29 protein-coding genes and 5 tRNA genes are annotated in these 25,485 nt (G+C 53.5%); 9 read left to right on the top strand and 25 right to left on the bottom strand.

Annotation, left to right across the window (positions count from 1 at the left end; translation table 11 throughout):
• Window positions 1-17 precede the first annotated feature (17 nt).
• The 12 genes from NSQ80_RS05660 to NSQ80_RS05605 form a co-directional block, all read right to left on the bottom strand.
• Window positions 18-1,094 carry a pilus assembly protein gene (locus NSQ80_RS05660; RefSeq protein WP_339301730.1) on the bottom strand — a complete coding sequence of 359 codons (1,077 nt, stop codon included), beginning with the start codon at window positions 1,092-1,094 and terminating at the stop codon, window positions 18-20.
• Window positions 1,063-3,276 carry a hypothetical protein gene (locus tag NSQ80_RS05655; RefSeq protein ID WP_339301729.1) on the bottom strand — a complete coding sequence of 738 codons (2,214 nt, stop codon included), beginning with the start codon at window positions 3,274-3,276 and terminating at the stop codon, window positions 1,063-1,065. The genes NSQ80_RS05660 and NSQ80_RS05655 overlap by 32 nt, the downstream gene beginning before the upstream one ends.
• 22 nt (window positions 3,277-3,298) lie before the next feature.
• The gene (locus tag NSQ80_RS05650) at window positions 3,299-3,961 is read right to left on the bottom strand and encodes a hypothetical protein (protein ID WP_009226012.1); all 663 of its coding nucleotides are present in this window, start codon (window positions 3,959-3,961) and stop codon (window positions 3,299-3,301) included.
• A gap of 2 nt (window positions 3,962-3,963) precedes the next feature.
• Window positions 3,964-4,158: a Flp1 family type IVb pilin gene (locus NSQ80_RS05645; protein WP_009226011.1), complete on the bottom strand. Its 195-nt coding sequence runs from the start codon at window positions 4,156-4,158 to the stop codon at window positions 3,964-3,966.
• Window positions 4,159-4,180: 22 nt separating this feature from the next.
• Window positions 4,181-5,047 carry a type II secretion system F family protein gene (locus NSQ80_RS05640; RefSeq protein ID WP_232282322.1) on the bottom strand — a complete coding sequence of 289 codons (867 nt, stop codon included), beginning with the start codon at window positions 5,045-5,047 and terminating at the stop codon, window positions 4,181-4,183.
• A 24-nt stretch (window positions 5,048-5,071) separates the two neighbouring features.
• Window positions 5,072-5,860, bottom strand: a complete 789-nt coding sequence (locus NSQ80_RS05635) for a type II secretion system F family protein (RefSeq protein WP_198136219.1) — start codon at window positions 5,858-5,860, stop codon at window positions 5,072-5,074.
• A 48-nt stretch (window positions 5,861-5,908) separates the two neighbouring features.
• A complete protein-coding gene (locus tag NSQ80_RS05630; RefSeq protein ID WP_323079037.1) occupies window positions 5,909-7,129 on the bottom strand; it encodes a CpaF family protein in 1,221 nt (406 codons plus the stop codon).
• On the bottom strand, window positions 7,098-8,315 hold the full coding sequence (locus NSQ80_RS05625; protein ID WP_339301726.1) for a hypothetical protein: 1,218 nt from the start codon (window positions 8,313-8,315) through the stop codon (window positions 7,098-7,100). The genes NSQ80_RS05630 and NSQ80_RS05625 overlap by 32 nt, the downstream gene beginning before the upstream one ends.
• 133 nt (window positions 8,316-8,448) lie before the next feature.
• Complete coding sequence (locus tag NSQ80_RS05620; RefSeq protein WP_009226483.1) at window positions 8,449-8,874, bottom strand: thiol-disulfide oxidoreductase DCC family protein; 426 nt, start codon at window positions 8,872-8,874, stop codon at window positions 8,449-8,451.
• A gap of 114 nt (window positions 8,875-8,988) precedes the next feature.
• On the bottom strand, window positions 8,989-9,264 hold the full coding sequence (locus NSQ80_RS05615) for a hypothetical protein (protein WP_009226482.1): 276 nt from the start codon (window positions 9,262-9,264) through the stop codon (window positions 8,989-8,991).
• Between the two features lie 242 nt (window positions 9,265-9,506).
• Window positions 9,507-9,589, bottom strand: a tRNA-Leu gene (locus tag NSQ80_RS05610).
• A gap of 68 nt (window positions 9,590-9,657) precedes the next feature.
• Window positions 9,658-10,020 (bottom strand): helix-turn-helix domain-containing protein, encoded by a 363-nt coding sequence (locus tag NSQ80_RS05605; RefSeq protein WP_009226481.1) that lies wholly within the window; start codon window positions 10,018-10,020, stop codon window positions 9,658-9,660.
• Window positions 10,021-10,076: 56 nt separating this feature from the next.
• Here NSQ80_RS05605 and NSQ80_RS05600 point away from each other — a divergent pair, with 56 nt between their 5' ends.
• Entirely contained in the window at window positions 10,077-10,838 is a 762-nt protein-coding gene (locus NSQ80_RS05600; protein ID WP_232282357.1) for a PAS domain-containing protein, read from the top strand.
• Between the two features lie 19 nt (window positions 10,839-10,857).
• On the opposite strand, the gene NSQ80_RS05595 is transcribed toward NSQ80_RS05600, so the two are convergent.
• Window positions 10,858-11,598: an AzlC family ABC transporter permease gene (locus NSQ80_RS05595; RefSeq protein WP_009226479.1), complete on the bottom strand. Its 741-nt coding sequence runs from the start codon at window positions 11,596-11,598 to the stop codon at window positions 10,858-10,860.
• Window positions 11,599-11,636: 38 nt separating this feature from the next.
• Window positions 11,637-11,957: an AzlD domain-containing protein gene (locus NSQ80_RS05590; RefSeq protein WP_036646274.1), complete on the bottom strand. Its 321-nt coding sequence runs from the start codon at window positions 11,955-11,957 to the stop codon at window positions 11,637-11,639.
• 98 nt (window positions 11,958-12,055) lie between these two features.
• Here NSQ80_RS05590 and NSQ80_RS05585 point away from each other — a divergent pair, with 98 nt between their 5' ends.
• Window positions 12,056-12,907 carry a Cof-type HAD-IIB family hydrolase gene (locus NSQ80_RS05585; protein ID WP_260069865.1) on the top strand — a complete coding sequence of 284 codons (852 nt, stop codon included), beginning with the start codon at window positions 12,056-12,058 and terminating at the stop codon, window positions 12,905-12,907.
• Window positions 12,908-12,977: 70 nt separating this feature from the next.
• Here the strand turns inward: NSQ80_RS05585 and NSQ80_RS05580 are convergent.
• From NSQ80_RS05580 to NSQ80_RS05565, 4 genes are all read right to left on the bottom strand, one after another.
• Window positions 12,978-13,060, bottom strand: a tRNA-Leu gene (locus NSQ80_RS05580).
• A gap of 30 nt (window positions 13,061-13,090) precedes the next feature.
• Window positions 13,091-13,165 (bottom strand) — tRNA-Glu (locus tag NSQ80_RS05575).
• 234 nt (window positions 13,166-13,399) lie between these two features.
• Window positions 13,400-13,488: transfer RNA gene (locus NSQ80_RS05570), tRNA-Ser, on the bottom strand.
• A 7-nt stretch (window positions 13,489-13,495) separates the two neighbouring features.
• Window positions 13,496-13,571, bottom strand: a tRNA-Asn gene (locus NSQ80_RS05565).
• Window positions 13,572-13,826: 255 nt separating this feature from the next.
• On the opposite strand from NSQ80_RS05565, the gene NSQ80_RS05560 reads away from it, so the two are divergent.
• Entirely contained in the window at window positions 13,827-15,110 is a 1,284-nt protein-coding gene (locus NSQ80_RS05560; RefSeq protein WP_009226476.1) for an MFS transporter, read from the top strand.
• 90 nt (window positions 15,111-15,200) lie between these two features.
• Complete coding sequence (locus tag NSQ80_RS05555; protein WP_036646271.1) at window positions 15,201-15,758, top strand: helix-turn-helix domain-containing protein; 558 nt, start codon at window positions 15,201-15,203, stop codon at window positions 15,756-15,758.
• Here NSQ80_RS05555 and NSQ80_RS05550 read toward each other — a convergent pair.
• Together NSQ80_RS05550 and NSQ80_RS05545 are read right to left on the bottom strand one after the other, a co-directional pair.
• Window positions 15,670-15,951 carry a hypothetical protein gene (locus NSQ80_RS05550; protein WP_260069866.1) on the bottom strand — a complete coding sequence of 94 codons (282 nt, stop codon included), beginning with the start codon at window positions 15,949-15,951 and terminating at the stop codon, window positions 15,670-15,672. The two genes, NSQ80_RS05555 and NSQ80_RS05550, sit on opposite strands and share 89 nt — an antisense overlap.
• A gap of 43 nt (window positions 15,952-15,994) precedes the next feature.
• Window positions 15,995-16,465, bottom strand: coding sequence for a SprT family protein (locus tag NSQ80_RS05545; RefSeq protein ID WP_260069867.1), 471 nt, complete (start codon window positions 16,463-16,465; stop codon window positions 15,995-15,997).
• A gap of 121 nt (window positions 16,466-16,586) precedes the next feature.
• Here NSQ80_RS05545 and NSQ80_RS05540 point away from each other — a divergent pair, with 121 nt between their 5' ends.
• Together NSQ80_RS05540 and cmpA are read left to right on the top strand one after the other, a co-directional pair.
• Window positions 16,587-16,937 (top strand): hypothetical protein, encoded by a 351-nt coding sequence (locus NSQ80_RS05540; RefSeq protein WP_009226473.1) that lies wholly within the window; start codon window positions 16,587-16,589, stop codon window positions 16,935-16,937.
• 582 nt (window positions 16,938-17,519) lie between these two features.
• Complete coding sequence (gene cmpA / locus NSQ80_RS05535; protein ID WP_260069868.1) at window positions 17,520-17,660, top strand: cortex morphogenetic protein CmpA; 141 nt, start codon at window positions 17,520-17,522, stop codon at window positions 17,658-17,660.
• Between the two features lie 120 nt (window positions 17,661-17,780).
• Here cmpA and NSQ80_RS05530 read toward each other — a convergent pair whose 3' ends face one another.
• Window positions 17,781-20,015 (bottom strand): Tex family protein, encoded by a 2,235-nt coding sequence (locus NSQ80_RS05530; protein ID WP_339301722.1) that lies wholly within the window; start codon window positions 20,013-20,015, stop codon window positions 17,781-17,783.
• A gap of 149 nt (window positions 20,016-20,164) precedes the next feature.
• Window positions 20,165-20,518 carry a DUF4190 domain-containing protein gene (locus NSQ80_RS05525; protein ID WP_036646263.1) on the bottom strand — a complete coding sequence of 118 codons (354 nt, stop codon included), beginning with the start codon at window positions 20,516-20,518 and terminating at the stop codon, window positions 20,165-20,167.
• A gap of 229 nt (window positions 20,519-20,747) precedes the next feature.
• Here NSQ80_RS05525 and NSQ80_RS05520 point away from each other — a divergent pair, with 229 nt between their 5' ends.
• Genes NSQ80_RS05520 through NSQ80_RS05510 form a run of 3 tightly spaced genes read left to right on the top strand, consistent with a single transcriptional unit; the run spans window position 20,748 to window position 24,042 of the window.
• Window positions 20,748-22,172 carry an efflux RND transporter periplasmic adaptor subunit gene (locus tag NSQ80_RS05520; RefSeq protein ID WP_339301719.1) on the top strand — a complete coding sequence of 475 codons (1,425 nt, stop codon included), beginning with the start codon at window positions 20,748-20,750 and terminating at the stop codon, window positions 22,170-22,172.
• Complete coding sequence (locus NSQ80_RS05515) at window positions 22,172-22,873, top strand: ABC transporter ATP-binding protein (RefSeq protein WP_009226464.1); 702 nt, start codon at window positions 22,172-22,174, stop codon at window positions 22,871-22,873. The genes NSQ80_RS05520 and NSQ80_RS05515 overlap by 1 nt, the downstream gene beginning before the upstream one ends.
• Window positions 22,870-24,042, top strand: coding sequence for an ABC transporter permease (locus NSQ80_RS05510; RefSeq protein WP_028539680.1), 1,173 nt, complete (start codon window positions 22,870-22,872; stop codon window positions 24,040-24,042). The genes NSQ80_RS05515 and NSQ80_RS05510 overlap by 4 nt, the downstream gene beginning before the upstream one ends.
• Before the next feature lie 313 nt (window positions 24,043-24,355).
• Here the strand turns inward: NSQ80_RS05510 and NSQ80_RS05505 are convergent, their stop codons facing one another.
• The 3 genes from NSQ80_RS05505 to NSQ80_RS05495 form a co-directional block, all read right to left on the bottom strand.
• Window positions 24,356-24,643, bottom strand: a complete 288-nt coding sequence (locus NSQ80_RS05505; protein WP_009226462.1) for a hypothetical protein — start codon at window positions 24,641-24,643, stop codon at window positions 24,356-24,358.
• A 172-nt stretch (window positions 24,644-24,815) separates the two neighbouring features.
• On the bottom strand, window positions 24,816-25,166 hold the full coding sequence (locus NSQ80_RS05500; RefSeq protein WP_009226461.1) for a type II toxin-antitoxin system PemK/MazF family toxin: 351 nt from the start codon (window positions 25,164-25,166) through the stop codon (window positions 24,816-24,818).
• A gap of 3 nt (window positions 25,167-25,169) precedes the next feature.
• The gene (locus tag NSQ80_RS05495) at window positions 25,170-25,451 is read right to left on the bottom strand and encodes a ribbon-helix-helix protein, CopG family (protein ID WP_016313120.1); all 282 of its coding nucleotides are present in this window, start codon (window positions 25,449-25,451) and stop codon (window positions 25,170-25,172) included.
• Window positions 25,452-25,485 lie beyond the last annotated feature (34 nt).

Below are 25,485 nucleotides of genomic sequence, written 5' to 3'. Positions count from 1 at the left end.
GTTCCTCACTCCTTTTCCTATTGCGAACGCGGGCTTACCACCTCGAACGTGGCCGTCGTACGTATGCCTTCCTCCGTTTCAATCACGAAACTCCACGTCCCCGGCGTGGTGTTTCCTCCGACCAGCCAAGTCCAGCTGATTTGGCCTTGGTCATCCGCCGTCGCCTCACCCAAATATTTCGCTTGGCTGACCCCGCTTTTGTAATACACGGTCAGCTTGGCGGTTGACCCCGGAGCAACCTGAGCCAGAACCGTCGCTCGGTGTCCGGCGTACGCCGGGTCGGGCTTAGCGATCACGACCGCCGCTTGACCCGTTTGATCTTCACCGCTTCCAGCTCCGGGATCCAGCTCCCCGGTGTCGCCGATCCACAACCGCTCCTCCGCCCTTGTCTGCAGCACCAGTTGCCGGCCGATAAGCGGTACCTTTAAAGGCAGCTCATAGCTTAACTCGAGGCCAAAGTAAGGTTGCTTCCCCGTCTTCAAATCCGGAACCGTAACGCGGGTGACATGCAGACGTTCTTCTTCCAGCAGGGTGCCGCGAAGAAAAGGGCGCAGCATCGGCTTGACCAACGGGTCCAATACGGCCTCGGACACTTTCGTTTTAAGCTCCTGCAGCGGTTCGTCACCTTTAAGTGCAGCATCCATTACCCATGTCGACAGCGGCTCCGGCAAGTTGGACGCATATTGCTTCGCCCATTCCTCCAGGGACAGGGACGGGATCTTCCAGGAAAACGGACCGCTTTCCGTTGTACTCTCTGGGACATCGGATCCCCCAGCCGAAGAAACTCCTGAGTTCTCATCACCCGGCTTTGCGGCTGGAGCTTGCACCTCTTGTCCCTCACTATGCTGAGCCTGGACTGCGAGCGCTACCGGATAAATATGAGCAGAGATCTGTTTCACAGCATTTGCTGCGGTCAGATGCAGTTGTCCGTAAAGCAGCGTCATATGGACGAGAAAAACAAACCAGAATACAACCAGCACAAACACCGGAGCGACTAGGGCGGCTTCCAGAGTGATGCTTCCTTCCGAAAATCTCTTCCGGAAGCGGCGCGACATCGTTCCCTTAATATGAAAAATCCGCTTGCTTGGCCACATAATACTGGCTTCCTTCCACATGACCTTTCAATATGCCGACTTTCCCCAGCGCTTTGCTTACTCCCGGCAAAAACCATAACGGCATCGCCACGGTTACCTTCCCTTGGACATATGTGGACCGTTCCGCCGGATCCACCCCGGTATTAAGCGCGATCACGGCCAGCATCCGCGACAATCGTTGTTCGCTCCGGCCATGGAGCAGCAGAAATAATCTGAGATAATCCCGGTAGGTCAGATCGACCTTCAGATAGTCGCTTAATTGAATCTTTCCGTCCCGGGTTAAAGAAATCATGTCCTGCAGCGCATGTTGCGCTCCGTACAGCAAGGCCGCAGCAAAAACCAGCAACGGATTGCCTTTTGCCGCATTTTTCACTAAGCCCTCCATCGTCCGAATGGCCAGCCGCATGGCAAAAATCTCCCCGAACGCAGCCGCGATATTCCCCGCCGGATTATGCACGCCGTACAGAATATACTCGACCTCTTGACTTTCCGGTGCCAGCTGTCTGCGGATCACTTCCAGCGGGTCCGTTTGGCCTTTGCCCTCAAACAGACCGTTTAAGACACTGACATCGAGGAAGTGAAAATAACTCGCAACGTATTCCATTTGATAAACGGAATCCGACATGCCGCCCATCAGGCCCGCCAGCCCGCCATAAATGTTGTCCATAACCCCCATAGAGGCGCGCCCTGCCTCGCTTGGATCATCGTTTACGCTCGTAGACCCAGCCTCCTCGCCAGCCACGGAACGGTTCAACGAACGGTTCGCTTCCATCTTCGCCTTCAGCTGATCGAATTTCGCTTGATGTTCACTTAATCCGTTTTTGAGCTGTTCGATCTTGCGGATCCAACTGGCTGCATCCTTCAGTGTTGCACTTGCCGCCTGCTCTGTGGCCTTCCGCTCCTTGTCAGAGGACCGATGGGCATCCAATCTCCATGCACTCGCTTCTAAAACATTGCTTGAGCCGGAAGTAACGAATTGACGCAGATAGGCATCACTTACTCTGACAGCACTATTCACGCTCGAAGAGAAAGAGCTGGGCGGAGTTGTGGCGGATAATACGGAGCCGCTTTGCGCCAGCAGCGCGCTTCCCACGCTCCGGAGTTCAGCGAATGCCGCGGTCTGCCGATCCATATCTGAGGCTAGGCCGGCGAATAACTCATCGGACAGCAGCAACGAATCGGCTTGAGCCCGGATCTCGGTGATTGCCGCTCCCTCGCCAACCGGATCCGAGCTGCCGCTGCGGGTGCTCGTTCCGACGGATACTTCGTTATAGGCCGCTTGTTCCGGGCGATTTTCCGCCTCCGCGATCGTTTGCCGCATCTGCTCATTGATCCGCCGCGCTTCATCGAGCAGCGACTTCGCCTGCGGCAGGTACGATGCATGCCTCTGCTCTGCAGTACGCAAAGCGCGATCCAATGCAGCAAACAACCCGCTGGTTGCAGAACGGTAGCGGCTGATTTCCGCTGTATACATCCGATCCTCCGGCTCCAGGCCCTCATCCGCCTCAACTTGGCTCACAAATTCAGGATATTCGGCTGTGGCATCGGCCAACGTGGAGAGACTGCCGCTCCCGCCGCCTCCCGACAGCACCTTCGCATAAGACTCCACCGTCTTGGCGGCTTGGCGCTGCAGCTCCAAGAGCTCATCAAGCTTGGCCTCCCGCTGGTCGTAAAGCTTCTGCAACTTCCCCAGCAAATCTACCGTATTAGAGGCTTCCTTCATCACTCCGGCCATCGGTTTAAAGCGATTAAGCAGCTCGATGGTAACGTCGATGGGCGCCCGATACTTCATTTGCTCGCGAATTTGCTGCTCGAACACCGGGTAAGTCCCGATTGGATGCATGAAGCTGGCGGTGGAGGAATCCAGCCTTGCGTTTAGCAAAGGGAACCCGTCCTTTTGCCGGACCAGCTCAAATTGGTCTTGAAGCACCTTCGACATGATGTAATTCCCGTCCGTTTGCCCGTATGCAAATATGCCGTACCGTTCAGCCAACTCGCGATCATATGCGGACAGGACGGATCTCGAAGCCGCATGCGCCAAGGTCTCCACCTGTGCTTGCAAAGCGAACATGCGGGCGAAATCGATAAACAGGGCGACAAACGCAAACACCGCGGCAAAAATTACGATAAAAAATACCGTAACCGCCCCTTGCTCCGAGCGATTCCGTGAAAACACCGACATCTCCGCCTCCTTCTCCTTCCGGTTATTTTCCAAACCGTATCAACGCTTCCTGCGCTTCCTGCTTGTCCATTCCTTCTTCACCTTTGCCGCTTCGGAACTTCTCGCCATAATATCGCGCAAGCTCAACGGTCCGAATCCATTCCGTCGGCTCGACCACATAAGACTCCGCGCGGCTGCGCTGATGGATATCGTCAATCCAAGCCTCCAACGGAGCCAGCGGGACGAACCGATCCAGCGCAACACTTACCTTGCGCAGCAGCAGCCGGTTGTCATAGCGCATCTCCCCGTCGATGCCTTCAGGCAGCCTGGCCCCTGTCCGATTCAGCTTCTTCAGCGGAAGCGACTGAGCCTCTCCATCACCTGCATCCGCAGGCAATGCCAGCTTCACTGCCCTGTCGCCGCCGTCCCCGCCAAAAATCGCCTGCAGCAACCCGTCATCCCCCAGGCGCCAGTAGAGGGAGTCGTACTTCCCATCGGCATAGGCTCCGGTTAAGCCGTCCCGGTAGCTGTTATCCCAGGTATAAGCGGTTCGCTCCGCCGCAACGATGGCAGCCTGTCCCAACAACGCCTGTTGGTAAAGGTAAAGACAGAAGAACAGAAGGATCAGCACCGTGTAAAAAATCAACGGAAGCACCAAAGAAGCTTCAACCGTAAAGACCCCGCGTTGATCCTGCCACAGCTTCATTCTTAAGTCTCGTCCATGAAGTTTTCCGTTTTCGTCTTGGCTTTATCGAGCAAGCTCTCAATAATCGCCTTCAACTGTTTGCGGAAGATCGCAGCGATAATAACGATCACCGCGATAATCAAGATCATTTCCAGCATTCCAAGCCCCTCTTCATTACGCCAAAAACTTCTCATCTCTTTGCGAATTGCCGTTAACATGTTTTCTCCTCCTCTGTGTGCATTACAAATTCATAATCATAAAGGCCGGTGCCCCAACCAAAATCAGTACTGCCATAAACAGCAGCACCATCGGAAACACCAGCTTGGACGAGGCTTGCTCGCCCAGCGTTCTGCCGACGGCTTTGCGTTTCTCCCACAATGAATGGGACAAGTCTCGCAGGGCCAGGGCAAAATCCTCCCCGCCGCGGCGGTAATTTAACAGAACTGCCGTCGTAAAAGCCGACACCTCCTGAATGCCGCAGCGTTTGCTGAATCCTTCCATCGCCTGCTGAAATGAATCCCCCCCTTCCCATTCCTTCTGCATCTGCAGCAGCTCCCGGTATAAGGGATGTCCGATTTGCTCCCGCTTGCGCTCAAGGCATAACTTCATCGCCTGCTGGACGGTTGACCCAGCACCTACCAGCAGCACGATTTTGTTCAGCAGCTCCGGCAGCTCCAGCAGGACAGCCTGTTCCCGCCGCTGAACCTTGCGATGAAGGTCATTGAGCAGCGCCATCGGCACCAACACAGCGAACAGGACGCCGATCCCTAAGCCGGCAGGGCCGTCGCTCAGCAACGTCATCAGACACCCGAACAGGAGACAAATGTAACTGTACGTGAGCGCCTCCGATAGCCAGAGCAGCGTCATTTCGCGGCTGCGCCGGCTGCCGCCGATTTTCTGCACGGCACGCTGAACTTTAAAGAAGAAGCCGGGAAATCGCTGAGATACCTTGATCCGCTCCAAAAGCAGCAACATTGGCGGCGAGAGGCGAACAAGCTTTAATCCTTCCAGATGCAAATCCAGATCTCCCCGGTAGAGGAAGCGAGATTTCTGGTAAGCATATAGCCAGCCTCCGCTTAATACGAACAGCAGCAATCCCGAAACCACAAGGTACAATCAGCCAACGCCCCTTTATACTCGAATATCGATGATCTTTAACATCAGCCAGGCGCAGATTGCATATAACAGCAACGCCACACCTGAGATCAGCAACCCAGCGCCATGATGCAGCGGACGCATATAATCCGGGGAAGTGAATTGCATAAAGAGTAAGAACAAGACCGGTGCCGCCAGCATCGCTTTCGCTTCAAAACGTTTCTGGGCGATCATTACGCTGATTTCCTGTGTGATCTCCAGCTTCTCACCGATCAAGTTCGATGTCCGCCGGATCACTTCCACCAGATCTCCACCGGAACGCTTGCAGGTCGTAAACACATCGGCAAAGTTGTCGATATCCTCCATTGCCGCACGTCGGCTGAAATCCAGCAGCGCCTCCTCGATCGGCTGACCGTAATCCATCCGGGCGCAAATGATCGCAAGCTCTCGCATGACATCATTATCCCCGTCTGGATACAGCAGCCTTAGATCGTCGATCGCCTCGCGAAAACCGTTCTCCACCGAGCGGCCAGCGGCCAATGAGGAGGACAGCGAATACAACGCTTGCTTAAAATGCAGGCTCAGGTTCTCCCTTCTCCGGCGCAGCAGGTAACCGCTCCAATACTTCGGCGTGTATAAGCCGCCTAACGAAAGCAGCAATGCCAACGGGAGAGCATGGAAGAAAATATAGCCTAATGCAACGAAAGCTGCTCCTCCAACCAGCGTGCAGATGACCTTCTGTCGCGGAGACAAAGGATACACCCGATAGTCCGCAAGACTTGCTGGGTCTGCCGTCGGTTTCAGCCCGGACTTCCGACGCTGCAAACCGGATCCTGCTTTCAGCAACAAACCGCATCCTCTCCTTCCTGTGCATTAATCAACTGGTAATCCCGACATACGCAGCTTGTCCGTATGGATTAACTTTGCGCCGCTGCTTTGCAAGTGACCCACGATTCGGCCGTTCTGCTCCCCTTCTTCCTGGAACGTAAACAGCGGCTGAAGCACCACCTCCCCGTCCCTCAGACCAACAACCTCGGAGATTTCCGTCACTCGGCGTGAACGGTCGCGCAACCGCGACAAATGAACAAAAACATCGATCGACGAAGCGATCTGTTGACGAACAACCGGAAGCGGCAATTCGGCTCCGCTCAGCACCATCGTCTCCAGCCTGCTGATCATATCCGCTGTGCTGTTGGCATGCCCAGTCGAAAGAGAGCCATCATGGCCGGTATTCATCGCCTGCAGCATATCCAGCGCCTCCGCCCCGCGCACCTCCCCAACGATAATCCGGTTGGGCCGCATACGCAGCGAGGATCGGATCAGCTCGCGCACGGTAATTTCGCCTTTCCCTTCCGTATTCGCATTTCGGGTTTCGAGCGAGACGAGATTAGGGACCGTAACGATTTGCAGCTCGGCGGAATCCTCGATCGTAATCACCCGCTCATCGGATGGGATGAACTGGGACAGGGCGTTTAAAAACGTCGTTTTCCCCGAGCCTGTTCCGCCGCTGATAAAGATGTTGTATTTGCTTCGCACGAGCCGTTGCAGCAGCTCCGCCGCTTCCTCACTCAGGGAGCCAATCGCAACCAACTGCTCCATGGTTAACGGCCGTTCCGGGAATTTGCGAATCGTCATCGTTGGGCCCTTTAAAGCGATGGGTGGCAGCACGATATTTACCCGCGACCCGTCCCGCAGGCGTGCATCAACGATGGGCGACGATTCGTTCACTACCCGGTTAACGCCGGATACAATCATCTGGATAATGTCCTCCAAGCGCTCCCGAGACTCGAAGCGGACGGGAATCCGCTGGACCTGCCCCTCCCGTTCAACGAAGATTTCCTCATGGCTGTTGATCATTATTTCTGTGACGCTGCGATCCTCAACCAGGGGTTGAAGGACATCCAGCCCGCGAAACGAATCGTACAGTCTGCGCACCCATTTGCGCTTCTCAGCCGCCGTCGCCCCGCTTAATCTCCGCTCCTCCAACACGCGCCGCTCAATATAATCCATCAGCTGGTCATCGTTCAGAACGGAGGTGACATCCAGCCCCTGGCGAATTTCATTACGCAGGGCCGTGAAGTCCGCTTCCTCCATCATGGATCCCTCCCGCACCAGCGAATGACGGTTCCTCGCCCTGGAGCTCGCGGCAAAGCCGAATCATATCGCGTTGATACAGCGGCGAATGCAGCAATTCCCCTTGACGGCTGCCCTGACTCCAGGCCGGAATGTACGATAACGTGGCCTTTAATTTCATCTCCGGCCGCGGCAAATCAGTCAACTGCTTGCCTGTATGCCGATTCAGCGTAAAGCGAGTTTTCTTCAGAAGCGACCGGTAAAAATCCGGCCGAGTTCGTTCCAGATGGGTCAGCCATCCCCCGGTTTTACGCATCACTCCCCAGTCATCCGTAACGATCCAAACGACGCGGTCCGCCCGCTCCAGCACCGCGTCCGTACGGCCATCCGGAAAGGAGTCCATATCCACGATCACCGAATCGTACAAGCCGCTGCCGGCGATGTACTCGATTAACTCCATCGTATCTTTGCGCTCCATTTCCAGCAGCTCATTCAGATTATCCGGCGGAGCCAGCGTATCCCCTTGCAGTACGGGATGCCTGTAGGCATACGCGGAGATCGGATAACGGGGCGGTTCCCGCCGATCCTCCGCGGCCTTCAAGTCGTACAGCAGCCGGGCTAAGCCAGGCTTCCCCTCCTTTGAGCTCTGCCCGGCAAACGGCGGTTCGCTGCCAATCGTCTCCAGGTTCAGGTAAAACACCTTTCCCCCTTCAGTCGCCAGCTGTCGGGCTAAATGCAGGGCCACCGTTGTCTTGCCGCAGCCTCCTACGGTCGAATAAACCCCAATGACCAAAGGCTTCCCGCCGATGCGCACCTCCTTGCCCGAGCCTCCCTGAACGAGCTCGATCACCGCAGAAAGCAGCTGATGCAACGATTGATACTTGTCGACGCGTAAGCTACCGGAATGCTGTGATCCGCCGCCTTCACCCAGTTCAATGAAGTAAAGCCCGGGGCGCTTCATGGCTTCCGCCGCCTCAAGGAATGCCGGGTCACCCAACACCGCATCGATCTCTCCGCCGGATTCCAGCATATATTGGGCAAACGCCTCCTTCCGGCTAAACGCGATCACCACCAAACGCCGATCGAACTCGCTCGCATGTACATACTGTAAAAATGGTTCGATATACTCCTCCTCTTGCACGGCCAGCACCAATTTGATTGGAATCTTAATCCCCTCCTTCAAGGAAAACGAGAACAAAAAAAGCACCGCCCAATAACCCGATTCAACAATCGAGTAATGGACGGTGCTACCGTTCCGTTTCTATATTCCTAAATTTTACAGTAAGAATATCACAATTATGGATGATAGACAAGAGCTTTTTCATAGTTTCCGTTTAACCCTACCCATCCTCCAAAAACCGCTCCTTCAGCTCCCGGGTCGGCACGAGGCAGGTTTCGTCCTTCCCAAACCAACGGTAACGATGTTTGGCGATGAATTGATAGACTGCATCCCGAAGCCCCTTCGGGACGACGATCAGCGCGTACAGCAGGGGCCAGGGGTACCGTAAGCCTCTAGCAATGCGCAGAGCCGCATCTGAGCGGATATAATAGGTTCCGCGTTCGATCAACACGACGCTGTCCAATGATTCCTCATGCGCTCCTGCAGCTTGCAGCAGCCGGCTCCCGGCCTGTGACTGCAAAGAGGCAAAGCGGAACCGCCCAGCCGGGTCACGCTTAATGATAAACTTGACCGCTCCTTGGCATAAATGGCAGACGCCGTCAAATAAGATCACATGCTCATTCCGTTCATCCGGTTGACCTGACATGCTCTTGGCCCCCTCTCCTGTTTGCGGGTAACGCAAATCTCATCTATAGAAGATATGAAAAAAGCACGGGACATTTCCCGTGCTTGCTGTCGCCAGCTGGCCATAGCGTTCTTACTAGGACGTAAGCTTGTCGAGCCACTGTCCCTCTACCATCTGACGGTTGATTTCATCCGTAAACTTCTCCATACATCCGCAAATGAAGTCTTTACGGCAGACCGGGCAAGGTGTCTTTTGCAGCCTGCTGACGTTGGTTAACCGCCATTCGGGATTACGGTGGTAAAACACGCGGCACGCCGTACCATCGGCCAGATTCACGATAAACTCGTACAATCCGTCATTTTCGTTGCTGCCGGCCTTGGTTACATTTACAACATTCGGTCTGTAAGCCATGTTATCACCCGTATTATCAAATTTCGTTCCAGAGCGCAGCTCTTTTAGTACTTAGACATATTAATGAATTTTTATCGGCGTGTCAACTTGAAAACCTGCCCAAACGGCCTGATTTGACGCACTTTGCGCAAGATTTTATTAGAATGTGCAAAAAATCACCATCCCATACGCCGCACGCCCACCCCAATCGATGAGAAGCAAAAAAAGAACTTCCCGGATCCCTCCGAGAAGTTCTTCTGTAATGCGGTAGAGAGGACTCGAACCTCCACGGGCGTACGCCCACTACCCCCTCAAGATAGCGTGTCTGCCATTCCACCACTACCGCGCATGTTAAGTCTAGGTTCAGACGAACATGGTTATTATAGCTTCGCAGTATTCAAAAGTAAAGTGGAATTATTTGTCCATCCGGCCGGACTTTCGCCTCCGGTAACGAACAAACTCGATATATTCCCGAACGAAAGCTCGCTCGGCTTCGGTTAACGTGCCGATGAACGAAATCCAGTCTTTATCGGTGGAGATATATTCCGTTCTTTGGTCCTGCACGTATTCCGCCTGTTTCTCTTTTCCAGTCATGAGCCAGTCCAGGCTGACATCGAAGAAAGCAGCGATCTCAATCAATTTATTTGTACTTGGCGTGGACTTTCCCCGCTTCCAATCCCCGAAGTTCCCGGTACTGATCCCCAATTCGAGGCAAAACGCCTTTTTCGTCATTCCGGCGTTTTTGATCAGCAGTTCAATACGTTCGTAGATTGACAACTTCTCTCCAACCCTCCTCAACAGCTTTGATGACGTTTTTAAGTAATTTAAAAGTTGTGAAACGACTTAAATACGTTTATAATAAAGTGAAATGCTGGAACTATGTCTATATCTTAACACAGCGCCGGCAAGTACTTAATAGGTCGGAAGACTGCCCTCAGTTTCATGACAGGAGCGTACCCGCCATGAATGACAATCCCCAATGGAAGGCACCCTATCATTCTTTGAATCAGAGCGTTGCAATCATAGAACCAAATGGAACGATCATCTCTGTCAACCGAACTTGGGCCAACCGAGCCGCCTTTTTGGGCGTTGCTCCGGGCTGGGCACGGCCCGGATTAAATGTTTTTCAGTTTTTTCAGCATGGGCCGCATGATCATACTTATTTTAACCCCCATCTGCTGTTGGAGCAATTTTCGAAAATCTTAAGCGGGGAAACCGAGAGATTTGAATTTGAATTCAAGGCCCCTACCAAAGATGCTGAGTTATGGTTTCTTGCCGAATTAACCCCATATGCGGAAGAAAACCCCTTTTCGCCTCAAGGCATCGTGATCACCTGTACCAACATCACCCGGCTGAAGCGTCTGCAACTTCAAATCCAGCATGAACTCGCACATATCCGCACGCTCCGGGGACTGCTTCCCATTTGTGCCGTATGTAAGAAGATCAAGGATGAAGACAACATGTGGTGCACCACCGAAGCTTACTTGATCAAGCATACGCACGCGGAATTTACGCACGACATTTGTCCTGATTGCATCCGGGCATTATATCCCAAATATTCCTCAAATCTGGACTTGCCGCCCAAGCAAGAATAATTACACAAAACGCTTAGCATTAGCGAATCGCACGTTCAGCTTTGTCCCGGGCGGCCTTCGAACGCCGTGATAGGATTCGGCTGAGCTGCTGCCCAAGTGTAGCGCCGGCCAAACCTCCGGCGATCAGGCCGATCCCCCCAAGCTGAAGCATCCCTGCCAAAGTGGCGAGCACTGCCCCGCAGCCGGCTGCGGCCAGGAATGGCAAAGTACGCTCGCCCCCGGCAAGCAAGGCGATGAAGAGCGCCGGCAGCGCAAAAGTTAAGACTTCAGCCAGCTCTGCGGTGACGAAACTCCCCAATCCGGTGCCTGCCGCTGTACCGGCAATCCACGATCCATAAATCGCCAGCGCAAAAGTTATATAATAAGAAGGCGAAATGGGCTCCCCTTGGGCTGCCCGGCTGGAAGTGACCGCGAACCCTTCGTCGGTTAGGCCGATCGCTGCCAGCCATTTCGGGGACTCCCGCCATGTCGCCAGGTAAGGCCCCATCGTTGCCCCATAAAGGACATGACGCATGTTTAACAGCAGCAGTGTCGTTACGATCGTCACGGGAGCCGCAGCGGATGCTAACATGCCTAGCAGCATAAACTGGGCCCCTCCCGAGAAGATCCATACCGAACTGAATACGGCCATTCCCCCGGGCAATCCTCCCGCCGCAGCAAGCACACCATAAGTCATGGACAATGGAAAATAAGCCAGCATAATCGGAAACGCATCCCGCAGCGCCTTTTGAATCTCTTCACTTCGTTTCGACCGGTTCATGACTGCTTCCTCTCCCTCTATCTATCTTTCTATCCTGTTTAGCCAATCCAAGCGTGAAAACCAGCATAAAACAGCACGCCGGCGGTTACTGTTAACAGAAGACGGCGTGACCACCAGGCGATGATCATCGTAGGAATAGCGGCAAACAGCATCAGGTTATCCGAGAGCGGAATCCACTTTCCATCTTCGAGCAGCAGCAGCGGCCCGATCAGCGCGCCAAGCACGGCAGGCGACACGTACGCCAGCCATTCCTTCGTAGAATCGGACCATCGGATCCGGCTGCCTAATACCAAGGAACCTGCCCGTAATAAATAGGTTCCTGCTCCAATCAGAACAATTATCCAAAGCTGAGTTGCCACGTTTTGATCTCTCCTTGACCTGAAATGCATTTCATAATTTATACTCATAACCAAAAGATAACCCTCACCAATGATGGAAGGATAGGAGGAAACAAACAATGAAACTGATCGCTGTAGATCTGGACGGAACGCTGCTTACCTCGAACAGCCGCCCGAGCTCCCAAGGCTTGGACGCCATTTCACATGCCGTGGACCAGGGGCATACCGTAACGCTTTGTACCGGTAGAGCAAGCTTTGACGCCAGACATTTAACCGGGGAGCTGTCCATCCCCATTATCGCATCCAATGGCGCGGAGGTTTTCGACCGGGAAGGAAAGCTGCTGCGGGAAACGCCAATTCACCCGGACGCTGCCGCGGAAGCCGTTCGTTATTTGCTGAAACAGGACGTCTATTTCGAAATCTTTTGTCCGGAAGCCATCTATTCCCCTTCAAACGGCGAGCAAAAGCTGCTGGCTGAAATGGATATGCTGGTCAGCGCAAATCCAGAGGTCGATCGGGACCGGTTGTGGGAGAGCGCCAAAATCCAATTCGTTCAATTTGGTTTCAAGGGAATCGACCATCCGCTGCAGCTAATAGAGCAAGAGCGGCCTGTGTATAAGCTTTTGGTGTTTACCTATAACGAAGACAAACTCGACGAAATCACGCAGCATTTTAACGGCCAGCCGCAGGTGCAAACGACCTCCTCTGCCAAGCATATCGTAGAGGTCATCGCGAAGGAAACCGACAAAGGTAACGCTTTGCAATTTCTCGCCGGTCATTTGGGAGTGGATTTGACCAATACCGTCGTGATTGGCGACAGCTACAATGATATATCCATGTTTCAAGTCGCAGGAACCAAAATTGCCATGGGAAATGCCGTAGATGAAATCAAGCGCCTGGCCACATCGGTCACCCGAACCAATGACGAACATGGAGTGGCTTATGCGATTCGTACCTTACTCGAAATCTAGCCCTTGCCTATGCCTTCGGGCATATGAAGAAAGAACCTTGCTAAACGCAAGGTTCTTCACTTTCTTAGGATGCGGTAGAGAGGACTCGAACCTCCACGGGCGTACGCCCACTACCCCCTCAAGATAGCGTGTCTGCCATTCCACCACTACCGCATATGAAATTGATGAATCAAAGAAATAGGATGGTGACCCGTAGGGGATTCGAACCCCTGTTACCTCCGTGAAAGGGAGGTGTCTTAACCCCTTGACCAACGGGCCACAGCTTAATCACCACTAGAAGCGGCGACAAAATTGAGTATAGCAAAAAGATTTTCGGCTTGCAAGCCCTAATTTTACAAAATTTTTGTTTTCCTGCGATTCACCCGCGAAACACGAAAAAGCCCTCCGGAATCTGGACGGCTTTCGACGCCCCCTCCATCCGAGAGTTCTCATCCTTCTTACAACAAAGAGCCTCCGGATCGCCGGAGGCTCTTATCATGATGTATCTCAAAACGGAGAGAGAGGGATTCGAACCCTCGCACCGCTTACGCAGTCTAACCCCTTAGCAGAGGGTCCCCTTATAGCCACTTGGGTATCTCTCCATATAAATGGCTCCCCGAACAGGACTCGAACCTGTGACAACTCGATTAACAGTCGAGTGCTCTACCGACTGAGCTATCGGGGAACGAAATTAGTGAGAACACCATTTAATTTATCACAGTTACGCAGCAAAGTCAAGAATCAAAGCACTTTGTAAGCCCTTCCTTCTTTCTCCTGCCTGGTTTCGCACCGGAACAACGGGTAGAGGAATTTGCCGCCGCTTCCCGTCGGACAAGCCCGCCAAAAAAAGATTTGCATTCCATCAAAAAAACGATAAAATAAACTTGACGTAAAAATATTTTTAACGTATTAACATTTTTATTGTGTAGGAGGAGTGTTCATGTCTCAAGAAGTGCGCGTCAAAAGCCAGCCGTTGATCCGGTTCGGTGAGCTGGCAGCTTATAAACCGTTTATGTACCTTTTGCTCGCTCGTGTAATTTCCCGTTTTGGCGATTCCATTGACTCGATTGCTTATAGCTGGATGGTATACAGACTGACCGGCTCCACACTGATGATGGGCACCTTGTTTGCCCTCAATTTCATCCCTAACATCGCCTTCAGCTTTTTCGCGGGAACACTGGTGGATCGCTGGTCCAAGAAAAAGGTCGCGGCGTTCACCTATCTGGGACGCGGCCTCATCGTCTGCTTCACGGCCTTCCTCTATTGGCAAGGCTGGCTCGCCCCCTGGCATCTCTATATGCTGACCTTTCTGACCTCCACGCTGGAATGCTTTGCCTCTCCTGCCGAACTGGCTTTGGTTCCCCAACTGCTGCCCAAGGAAAAGCTGCTCAGCGGCAATTCCTTCAGCACCTCCGCTTCGCGGGCGGCTGAATTAGCGGGCATGGCCACCGTCGGCGGCATTATTGCAACTTTGGGCATCTCCGCTGCAATTTTGATTGACGGAATTACGTTCACCCTTGCGGCCGGCTTCATCCTGCTGATCCGTAACACCAGCCCAAACGCCAACCCAACTTCGCCTGCACCTCACCTCAAAGCTGCACAACCAGATAACTCCTTTGTTCAAGAACTTAAAGCAGGGTTAAAATATCTCGTATCCAATAAGCTACTGATAACCATCGTGATGGCTGCGGCATTCGTGAACTTCTGCTTATCCCCGTTTAACGTCCTAAACGCCGTCTATGTTGATGAAATTTTAGGTTCAGGTCCTGCCGGCCTAAGCTTGATGGGGTTTAGCTTAATCTGCGGGACTATTGTCAGCGGATTATGGATTGGCAAGAAAGGCTCCGCCTACAAAAAAAGCCGGCTCATCCTCACCGGTTACCTGCTGCTTGGAGCCAACTATGCGCTGATGTACCTGCCTGCAGTCATTCCGGTTCAACCGCTTGTTTTGGCTGCGTTATTTTCCTTTGGCATGGGACTTTCCGTCTCATTGTGCAACACCCCATCCACGACCTACTTTATGGAAAGTGTCCCCAAGGAACTGCTTGGCCGCGTCGGAGCGTTATACTCGATGGTCTGCACCTGCGCGATCCCTGCGGGCAGTGCGCTGGCCGGGGTGATAGGGGAATGGATGCCCGTCCATCTCTTGTATGTGAGCTTTGGGTGCCTCCTGCTCATCCCGATACTGCTCTTGTTGAAGCAGCGAAGCTTTATGGAAATTTGACGCCTTCCTCTGCTTTGCGCATTTGATAGACCCAGGCTATACTAAAAACAATGACGACAACCGTTTAAGGTTCGGGTGGGGGGCTTACTGGTGGACAATGTGAAGGAATTAAAAACCCTGGAGGACATTCGGATCTATTCTGACCCGTATCGCCTTCAAATCCTGGATACATTTAAGCAATTAAATCGTCCGGCAACGATGAAGGAAGTGGCAGATAAGATGGGGGAAGTTCCAGCCAAGGTCTATTATCACGCCAAAAAACTGGAGAGCATCGGTCTGCTGCAGCTCGTGGACACGAAGATCATCAACGGCATTACGGCGAAGTACTATGAGCCCTATGAGGGGGCTATTCAGATTAAGAAGAGTTATTTTGATGATTCCATGAGGCAGGTTGCTTTGACAGAAACCGAGAAGCTGCTAAGCAATTTATATGATGAAAGCAAAAAGCGGTTTTTGAAAGCATCCCGCTCGCAAACGTCTTCCGGGCAATTGACCACCGATCACGTGTATCTGACCCCGCAGGAGGCGAAGGAATTTCAGGACTGGGTCACGGCGTTTCTCAAGCAGCACCAGACCAAAACGTCGGAGGAAAGTACGATGTACGAGATCTTTTTAACCGTATCGAAAAGCATAGATTCCGAGGATTAAAATAATAAGAACCATCGTCTCCATACATGGAAGCGTGGTTCTTATATTTTTGCCGATGAAGTTGTTCCTGCTTTGTTTTCGTCTTGCGGGTTCGCAGATCTTGGAACGCAAATGGACTGCGGCTGAGCTCTGGGCTACGTTTGCCTTCTCGGATGAGCTTTTGCCGATGCTTCTTGGCTTGAGATTGGGCCATCTGACATCACTCCTTAGGTTGTTTGATTTAAGTATAGCACACCTTAACCGCCGGATAATGCATAGAGCCGCAGCTTCCCCGCACATCGGCCGCAGCGGTAGCGGCTTGGGTCTACTCGACGTTTACGCAGATACGTCATCCCGCAATCGGCGCATACCAGCTTATAGCGTTGCGGCAAGGTTTTGCGCTGTTTTGCCCCGGGCAAGGCGTTGCAATAGCGGCTGCCGCCAACTTTTTGGAGCAGGGCCTTAAAGTCCGCGTCGCGATGCCGGTATCCTCGTCCCGCCAGATGAAGATGATAGTGACACAATTCATGTTTGATGATACGCTCGACTTCCTCTTCCCCATAGGCGGCCAGTTGGGCGGGATTGATCTCGATATGATGGGTTTTCATAAAATAACGCCCTCCGGTTGTTCTTAACCTGCTGTTAAAACGGGCCCTATGCCGGAAAGGCACGCCGAAGGAACGCAGCGAGATTTGCTCGATCCAGGCTTGCAGCTGCTCATCCGTCATCGTCTCTCCCCTTCCTGTTCGTAGAAGCGCATGAAAATCTGCTAGATTCGTTACTTGAATTTTAACTTCTCCTTACGCTACACTGTCAAGTAGGATGGATAGAAAAGGAGAATCGTTAAGCATGTCCCTAATGAGATACGTCATTTTACAGCAGGACCAGGATCTGATCTTCGTTGAAATGCCCCGTGACTACGCCTACCAGCTTAGCGCTTTGAATTTGCGGCTGAACAAGGAAATCGATAAACTGACGGCTGCCGAGGTTCCGACCTTGCCGCGTGCGATTGCCGAATGCGACCAGCTCGAGCTCTTGCAGGAATCGCTGCAGATCACGAGCGGGCTGGATTATATTAACGGACTGGAGTCCGCTTTCTCCGCGATCCGTGAGGAAAATTATCCCCTGATTTCACTGCTCACCGAAATCCGTGCCCTCCAGGCTCAGCTGGAGCAATGGTACGAAGAAGAAGGCGCGTAACTCTAAGGCTGCTGCCAAGGAAGCAATGAAGCCGGCCAGGATTATCCCTTTCCGTAAGGTAGAGGGAATTGGTCGGCTTTTTCACTTTGGTCGGAGGAGCCTAGTACACCCCGCAGCGGCGCTCTTCCGGGTATAGCTCGTCGTCACACCCCCGCCGTGCTGCTCTAACGGAACGTAGAGACCTTATTTGCCTATTTCCCGGCTATTTCCCGCTGTAACGGAACTGAAAGACCTTATTGCACGGTTTTTGCGGCCATTTCGCTGTCCACGCTCCAAATAAGGTCTCCTGGTTCCGTTAGAAACGGATCATGCCCGTTTTCGAGCAAATAACGTCTCTGAGTTCCGTTAGAATAGACCCAACAGCGCAGAGGCAGCACCAACCTTTTCTGACTTCCATTGGAGTGGCGTCAGCCCCGGCAGACCCCCCCCGGTCAGTTAAGGCCAAACCGCACCCCTGCCTCTCCATTCCCCCACCGTGTTCAAAATCCAGAATTTACCGGCGATTTGCAGGGGACTTGCACGGATTGGGGGAATTCCCCATACCTTAACCATACCAATGGGTTTCCGGAGGAGGGGATACGCTTGCCAAACTGGCTTAGCAATCAGATCATGCATGCCTTTAACAAGAGAGATCGCCGTCAAATTCGGCTGTTAAACGATTGTTGGTTTTTTTATTATAGTCGTCAAAAAAAACAGACCGAAACCACCAACCACATGCAATAGCACTTGATCAAAAAAAGGGGCCGGCTCCACAGCAGCAAATCTGCTTGGAGAACGGCCCTCGCTCTCGTAAAAAAGAGCCGGGTTACACGGCCCACCCGTATCACCGGCTCTCTATGAGTTTTACTGTGCCTTTACCTCAGAAGGCCCCCGCATCGTCAAACCAACCCGGCCTTTCTTCACGTCCACGTTCAGCACCCAGACGGTGACATTGTCGCCGACCGAGACGACGTCCATCGGATGCTTGACGTACCCGTTGCTCAGTTGGGAGATGTGTACGAGCCCGTCGTTTTTGATGCCAATATCAACAAAAGCCCCAAAATCGATGACGTTGCGCACCGTCCCCTGCAGTTCCATGCCGGGCACCAAGTCCTCGATCTTCAGTACATCGGTGCGGAAGATTGGCGGCGGCAGCTCCTCGCGAGGGTCACGCCCCGGGCGCTGCAGACTTTCGAGAATGTCGCGCAGCGTTGGAACGCCCACCTCGAGGCGAGGCGCCAGTTCGTCCGGATTCAACGCAGCCAGCTTCTCATTCAGCTCTTTGGAGCCCAGCTGATCCATCGATACCCCCAGCTCGGCAAACAATCGGTGCACCACGTCATAAGATTCCGGGTGGATCGGCGTCTTGTCCAGCGGATTCTCGCCGCCGTCGATCCGCAGGAAGCCTACGCACTGCTCGAAAGTTTTGGCGCCAAGTCGCGGTACTTTTTGCAGCTGCTTGCGGCTCTTGAAGCGTCCGTTCTCCTCGCGGAACTTAACGATATTCTTCGCAATCGTCGCATTAACCCCAGATACGTAGGACAAGAGCGCCGGCGAAGCGGTATTGACCTCCACACCAACATGGTTTACCGCCGACTCTACCACGTTCTTTAAACTTTCGTCGAGATGCTTCTGCGACACGTCGTGCTGGTATTGACCAACGCCAATCGCCTTCGGCTCGATTTTAACCAGCTCCGCCAACGGGTCCTGCACCCGCCGTGCAATGGATACGGCGCTTCGCTCCGCCACGTCCAAATCCGGAAATTCCTCCTGCGCCAGCTTGGAGGCCGAATACACGCTGGCGCCCGCCTCGTTGACGATCAGATACGCCAGCTCGCGGTCCTTGCCCTTGCGCTCGGCGATAACCTCGGCGACAAATTGCTCCGTCTCCCGCGAGGCCGTACCGTTGCCGATCACGATCAGCTCGATCCCGTATTTGTCGATCAGCTCGTGGAACTTGATTGCCGCTTCCTTTTTCTTGTTGTTTGGCGGCGTCGGGTAGGTGACCGCCACCTCCAGCAGCTTGCCGGTGTCGTCAACAACGGCGAGCTTGCAGCCGGTGCGGTAGGCCGGGTCAACGCCAAGCACCGTTTTGCCGCGTACCGGCGGCTGCAGCAGCAAGCTGCGCAAATTGCCGGCGAAGATCGAAATCGCCTGGGCTTCGGCTTTTTCCGTCAACTCGCCGCGCACCTCCCGCTCGATCGACGGGGCGATCAAGCGTTTATAAGCATCCTCGATCGCCGCGCGCAGCACGTCCTCCGTTGCGGAACGTCCGCGGATCACCTGGCCGGCGATGTGGCGGCAGATCGCCTCGGCGTCCACCTCCAGCGACACCTTCAGCACGTTCTCCCGCTCGCCGCGGTTCATGGCGAGGATGCGGTGGGGCGGCATTTTTTTGGCCGGTTCCCGATAGTTGTAGTACATTTCGTAGACGGATTCCTCTTCCGGTGACTTCGCTTCGGACACCATCATTCCGTGGTCCATCGTATATTTCCGGACCCAAGCCCGGGTCGGCGCTTCATCCGCCACCTGCTCGGCGACGATATCCATCGCCCCTTGCAGCGCCTCCTCGGCCGTTTCTACGCCTCCTTCCATCCCGGCAGCCTGGGTGAACTTCGCGGCTTCCGTGAGTGGATCGCCTTGCTTCGGCTGCGACAACAGCCACTCCGCCAGCGGCTCCAGACCCTTTTCCTTCGCTACGCTCGCGCGGGTTTTGCGTTTTTGCCGGAAGGGTCGATACAAGTCCTCTACTTCCTGCAGCTTCACCGCCTTCGCGATCGCGGCCGCCAACTCGTCCGTCAGCTTGCCCTGCTCGTCGATGATCCGGACGACTTCCCGTTTCCGTTCCTCCAGGTTGCGGAGGTATTGCGTCCGCTCTTCAATATTGCGCAGCTGGTTTTCATCCAGCTCCCCGGTCATTTCCTTCCGGTAACGGGCGATAAACGGAATTGTATTGCCCTCATCCAGCAGCCCGATCGTTGTTCGCACCTGCTTCAGGGAGAGTCCCAGCTCCTTCGCGATCTGGGCGAAGATCCGCTCCTGTTCCCCCGCATCGGCCATACTTTGCACCTCTGTTCCGTTCGTCTCCGTTTGCGTCATGGCCAAATCCCTCTTTCATTCTAAAAATTGCGATTGTTTCTATTATCACAAACTTTGCGCGCCTTTTCCAGCATGTCCAAACCCATCGAAGTCAGAGTTGACGAAAAAAAAACACCGCGCCCAAGGCAACGGTGCTTTCATTCAGTTCTTTAAAACGTGCCGTAGATGTCTGGCGATGAAGCAAAGACCAATACCGCAATAATGGCAATCACAATAATGATACCGTACAGTGCCGTACCGATGATACCGCAAACGAGACCCGCGATGCTAAGTCCCTTGCCCTGCTCGCCCTTCCGTTTGATCTCCTTAAACGACAAGCTGGCGAACACAATCGCAACGATCCCCAAAATAAAGCCGACATACGGAATGACGATCGAGAGAATGCCCAGCACCAACGATGCGATGGATTTGCCGTTTGTTTTGGGCGGCGTCGGCGGTGGTGGCGGCGGAAATTGGTTAAACGTGGAATACGAATAAGATGTTTCAGACGGACGTTGATCCATGAAAAAAAAGTCCTCCCCAAAATATGTTACATCCATTGTACTTGATCGTTGTGAATGGCGCCATGGCTATTTCCCGTGAATTGGTCTTTTTATGAAAAATCATTCAGAAAACTTTCAGCTTCACTTAAGGTTCGCCTCATCTTCATCTTCTAAAATGGTTTTGATTTGCAGAGAACCGGTACAAGCACTGCCGTCTGCCGGTAGAATACATCATCGTTGGAGGGATTCGATGAAGAAGAAATGGTTGTGGATTGGGGGCGGAGCCTTGGTTCTGATCGCCATTGCCCTCATCCTTGTTCTAAAGCTGCCGGACAAGCAGAATCAGACGGCGGCGCCCGTTCAGAATACGACCCGGGTCAGCAAGGGCGACATTACCGTTAGCGTGTCCGGATCAGGTACGATCGTCTCAACCGAGAGCGAAAGCGTACGTACGAAGGACGAGGGGAAAGTAAGCGAAGTTCTTGTAAAGACGGGAGACGTCGTGGAAGAAGGCCAGGTGCTGCTGACATTTGAGGGCACGGATAATACCGACAACATCAAGGAACAGCAATCCTCCCTGGAAATGCAGAAACTGGACCTGGTTGATTTGCAAAATCAGTTTAAACGTCAAGTGCAAGAAGGCGCCGACGAGCAAACACTAAACGCCACGAAAAAATCAATTGCCAAGCAAGAGCTAAACATCAGCAATACGGAAGCGGAAATCGCTAAGCTGCAGGAGGCAATGGTTCCTCCCGATCCGTTAACCTCCCCGATTGACGGCACGGTCACCGCAGTCAACATCACCGCCGGGGAACAGGCTAAAAGCGGAAGCGAGCTGTTTGTCATTAACGATTACCAGAAGCTCAGCGTCAAAATTCAGGTTGACGAGCTGGATATCCCCAGCGTCACAAAGGGCATGAAGGCGAACGTTCAAGTTGACGCTTTTCCGGATCAGACTTTTGAAGGTGTTGTCTCTGACATCGCGAATGAAGGGGTTGCCTCGGGCGGTGTGTCGTTATTTGATGTCACGATCGCCCTGAACAATTCTGAAGGCGTGCGGGTAGGCATGTCAGCGGAAGCAACGATCATCACCGAGGAGAAAAAGGATATCTTAACCCTGCCGATCGAGGCGGTTCAGCAGCGGGCCGGCCGGTATTTCGTCATGCTGCCCGAAACGGGGAGCGACGGAACAAGTGCGGCAGGTGGCGCAGCCAGTCCGCAAGGGTCGGGCAGCGGGCCGGCTACAGGCAGCGCACCGGCCGCTGACAGTGCGCCGACCACGGGCAGCGCACCGGCCGCTGACAGTGCGCCGACCACGGGCAGCGCACCGGCCGAAGGCAGCACGCCCAGCACAGGCCGCACTGCACAGCCCGATGCCGCAGCTGGTGCTGCCGGAGGCACCAGCGGCATGAACGGCCGTATCCAGGTCGTTGAGGTTGGCGTGCATAACGAATCATATATCGAGATTGTCAGCGGACTAACCGAAGGCCAGGAGGTTGTGATCCCGACGATCATCAGCAACTCTTCGAGTTCCTCCACCCAACAGCAAATGAGAATGCAGGGAGGGTTCGGCGGAGGCAGTGCCGGATTTGGCGGAGCCGGAGGCGCCGCTCCTGGCGGGGGCGGTGCGGCTCCATCCGGAAGAGGCGGGTTCAGCGGCGGAGGTGGCCGATAATGGCGGCAATATCTCCCCCACTGATCGACGTGCAGAACCTCGGACACGGCTACCGTATGGCCGGAGAGATGATGACCGTGCTCAGCGATATCAGCTTTCAGGTCCGGCATGGCGAATTCGTCGCCATCATCGGCCCGTCCGGCTCCGGGAAGTCGACGCTGATGAACATGCTGGGCTGTCTGGACGTCGCCAACGAAGGGACGTATTTGCTTGACGGGCAGGACATACGCAAGCTGTCCGATAACAAGCTGGCCACGATTCGCAATGAGAAGATTGGGTTTATTTTTCAACAGTTTAATCTGTTGCCCAAATTAACCGCCTACGAAAATGTTGAGCTGCCGCTCATCTACCGCAACGTCCCGCACAAGGAGCGAAAAAAATCAGTCGAAGAGTCGCTCCGTCTCGTTGGTTTGGAAGACCGGATGCACCATCGTCCTTCCGAGTTGTCAGGCGGGCAGCAGCAGCGGGTGGCCATCGCCCGTGCAATCGCCGGCTCCCCGCCGCTCCTGCTCGCGGACGAACCGACCGGCGCGCTGGACAGCAAGACCGGCATCGAAGTGATGGATAAGATGAAGGAACTGAATGCACTCGGCCACACGATCATTATTATCACCCACGATCTGTCCATCGCTGAGCAAGCCAAACGGGTCATCCGAATCCAGGACGGACGAATTGTTGAAGATCGGGGGAACCGGGCATGAATCTTCTGCAAAGCATCAAAATGGCCTGGAAAAGCATCGCCGGAGCGAAGATCCGCTCTTTTCTTACGATGCTAGGCATCATTATCGGCGTCTCCTCGGTGATTACGCTCGTATCTGTGGGGCAAGGCACCACATCGCAGATTACGGACCAACTCGAAGGCTTGGGAACCGACCTGCTTACGGTGAACATCATGGGCCGGGGCAGCTCCACCTCACTCTCCTTTGAGGAAGCGATGGCTCTGGGGAAGATCGAAGGGGTGAAGGCCGTATCCCCCGTGATCAACGGCTCTGTAACGGCCAAGAAAGGAACGGTAAATGACAGTCTTTCGGTAGAAGGCATCGCGCCTTCCTACGAGGAGGTCCAGGATTTCCACGTCCAAGCCGGACGTTACATCATCGACATGGACAATGAGTTCCGCATGAAGGTGGCGTTGATCGGGACCGAAGCTGCCGAGACTTTTTTTGGCACAGATAACCCGATTGGACAAACGATTCAGCTTAACGGCAGCAGCTTCAAAATCGTTGGCTTGTTGGAATCGAAAGGTTCCAGCCTGACCGCCTCCAACGATAATAAGCTGCTGATCCCAATCGCTACGGCCGAGCGCTTTCTGCAAAGCCGCGGTGTGCGTTCGATTACGGTACAGGTTGAGGACACCAAGCAGATTGAAACCGTCAAAGCGTTGCTGGAAGCTACCTTGGATAAAAAGTTCCAAAATGCCGACAACGCCTACAGTATCTTTAACTCCCAGGAGATGCTGGACACGCTAAATTCGACAACCCAAATACTGTCGCTGGCGCTCGGCGGCATTGCCGGCATTTCGCTGCTCGTCGGCGGCATTGGGATCATGAACATCATGCTCGTCTCCGTCAGCGAGCGCACCCGGGAAATCGGCGTTCGCAAAGCGATCGGGGCCAAAAAGCGTGACATCCTGATGCAATTCATGGTCGAATCGACGGCACTTAGCGGCTTCGGCGGCTTGATTGGCATCGGGCTGGGCTACGGCGCCAGCGCGTTGATCGGCCACTATTCGTCGCTAACGACCACCGTATCGCTCCCGATCGTCCTGATCGCCTTTGGCTTCTCCTTGTTCATCGGCATCATCTTTGGGATGATTCCAGCGAACAAGGCAGCCAAGCTACGCCCGATTTACGCGCTGCGGACCGATTAAGTCAACCATTGTGTTCGAAAAATCGAATACAATTCACCAGATTCACCGGTTTTAGCGAATTATATATGAAATTTCATACAGAATGTGCCCTGCGGGTGCCGGAATCCGTTTTTTTATATGAAAAATCGAATAGAATCCGCCCTAATCCCCGAAATCAACACAATTCTATATGAAAAATCGAATACATTCCGCCGAGCCGAGCCGCACCACCTTACCAGACTGCCCCCTACCACCCAACCGTCCAAGCAACAATAAAAAAGTGCAAGCCGCCAAGGAACTCCCTTGCGCTTGCACTTTTGCTCGTTTCGCTAGCCTAGCTCACTCCGTAAACCGATGCCATGCAATCGACGAACATCCGGTTGTATTCCTGGCGGGTCAGATCCTTATTGCAATGGATATCGCGTCCAAGGAACTGGTACCAGGTGATCTCGACCTGATCTTTTTTGTACAGGAACCGGCCGTTCGTCAGTGAAAATTTGTCGTTCTCGAAGGGCACGATGTTCTCGTAATCCAGCTCGCTGCCTTGCTGCTCGGCCACGAACGTCGCCAGCAAAATCAACATTTTGAAGGGATCGTCATAGATTTCATATTGAGCGCTCAAACGGCAACCTCTCCTTTATCCGTGATTACTCTCATCGTACTCGAATTGCCCTCGCGACAAATAGGAAAATTATAAGATCCTTTATGAATTTTATCGCATAATAAACAACGCCCCGGAACAACGTCCGGAGCGTAAAAAGTCATTCTAAAACGCACACATGAGTGATAAATGTTCAAAAATCAATTAAACCGAGACTGATGAGCAGCGAATCGTTCACTTTCTTCATCGTCTCCTCATCCAAATGCGTAATTTTATCCGTTAGTCTTTGTTTATCGATCGTTCGAATTTGCTCCAGCAAGATGACGGAATCCCGGTCAAATCCGTGAGTTGCCGCGTCAATCTCAACATGGGTCGGCAATTTCGCCTTTTGGATTTGTGCCGTAATAGCAGCAACAATGGCCGTTGGGCTAAATCGGTTTCCGATATCATTCTGGATGATAAGCACCGGTCTGACCCCGCCCTGCTCAGAACCTACCACAGGGGAGAGATCTGCAAAAAAAACGTCGCCGCGCTTTACGATCAATGTTTACACCCCGCTTACTAGGCGGTCCAGAGTGATGTCTGCATCTTCTTCCGCATGGAACGCTTCGGAGGCCATGGACAAATTAATTTTGGCCATCTCCATATAGCCGCGCTGCATCGATTCGCGGATGAAACGTTTCTTCCGCTCGTTCAGATACAGCTTCATGGCCTGCCTGATCAACTCGCTGCGATTGGAGTTCTCCATCGCCACGATTCCATCAACTTCCTGCAATAGCTGATCCGGCAAACTGATCATGATTCTTTTGGTGTTGTGCATATTAGCCATCTTAAAACTTCCACCCCCAAAACCTACTCGCCCC

Source organism: Paenibacillus sp. FSL K6-2441, assembly GCF_037964765.1.
GTDB classification, from domain to species: domain Bacteria; phylum Bacillota; class Bacilli; order Paenibacillales; family Paenibacillaceae; genus Fontibacillus; species Fontibacillus phoenicis.
The sequence above is the reverse complement of the archived record's forward strand: the minus strand, read 5'-3'. Positions and strand labels throughout refer to the sequence as shown.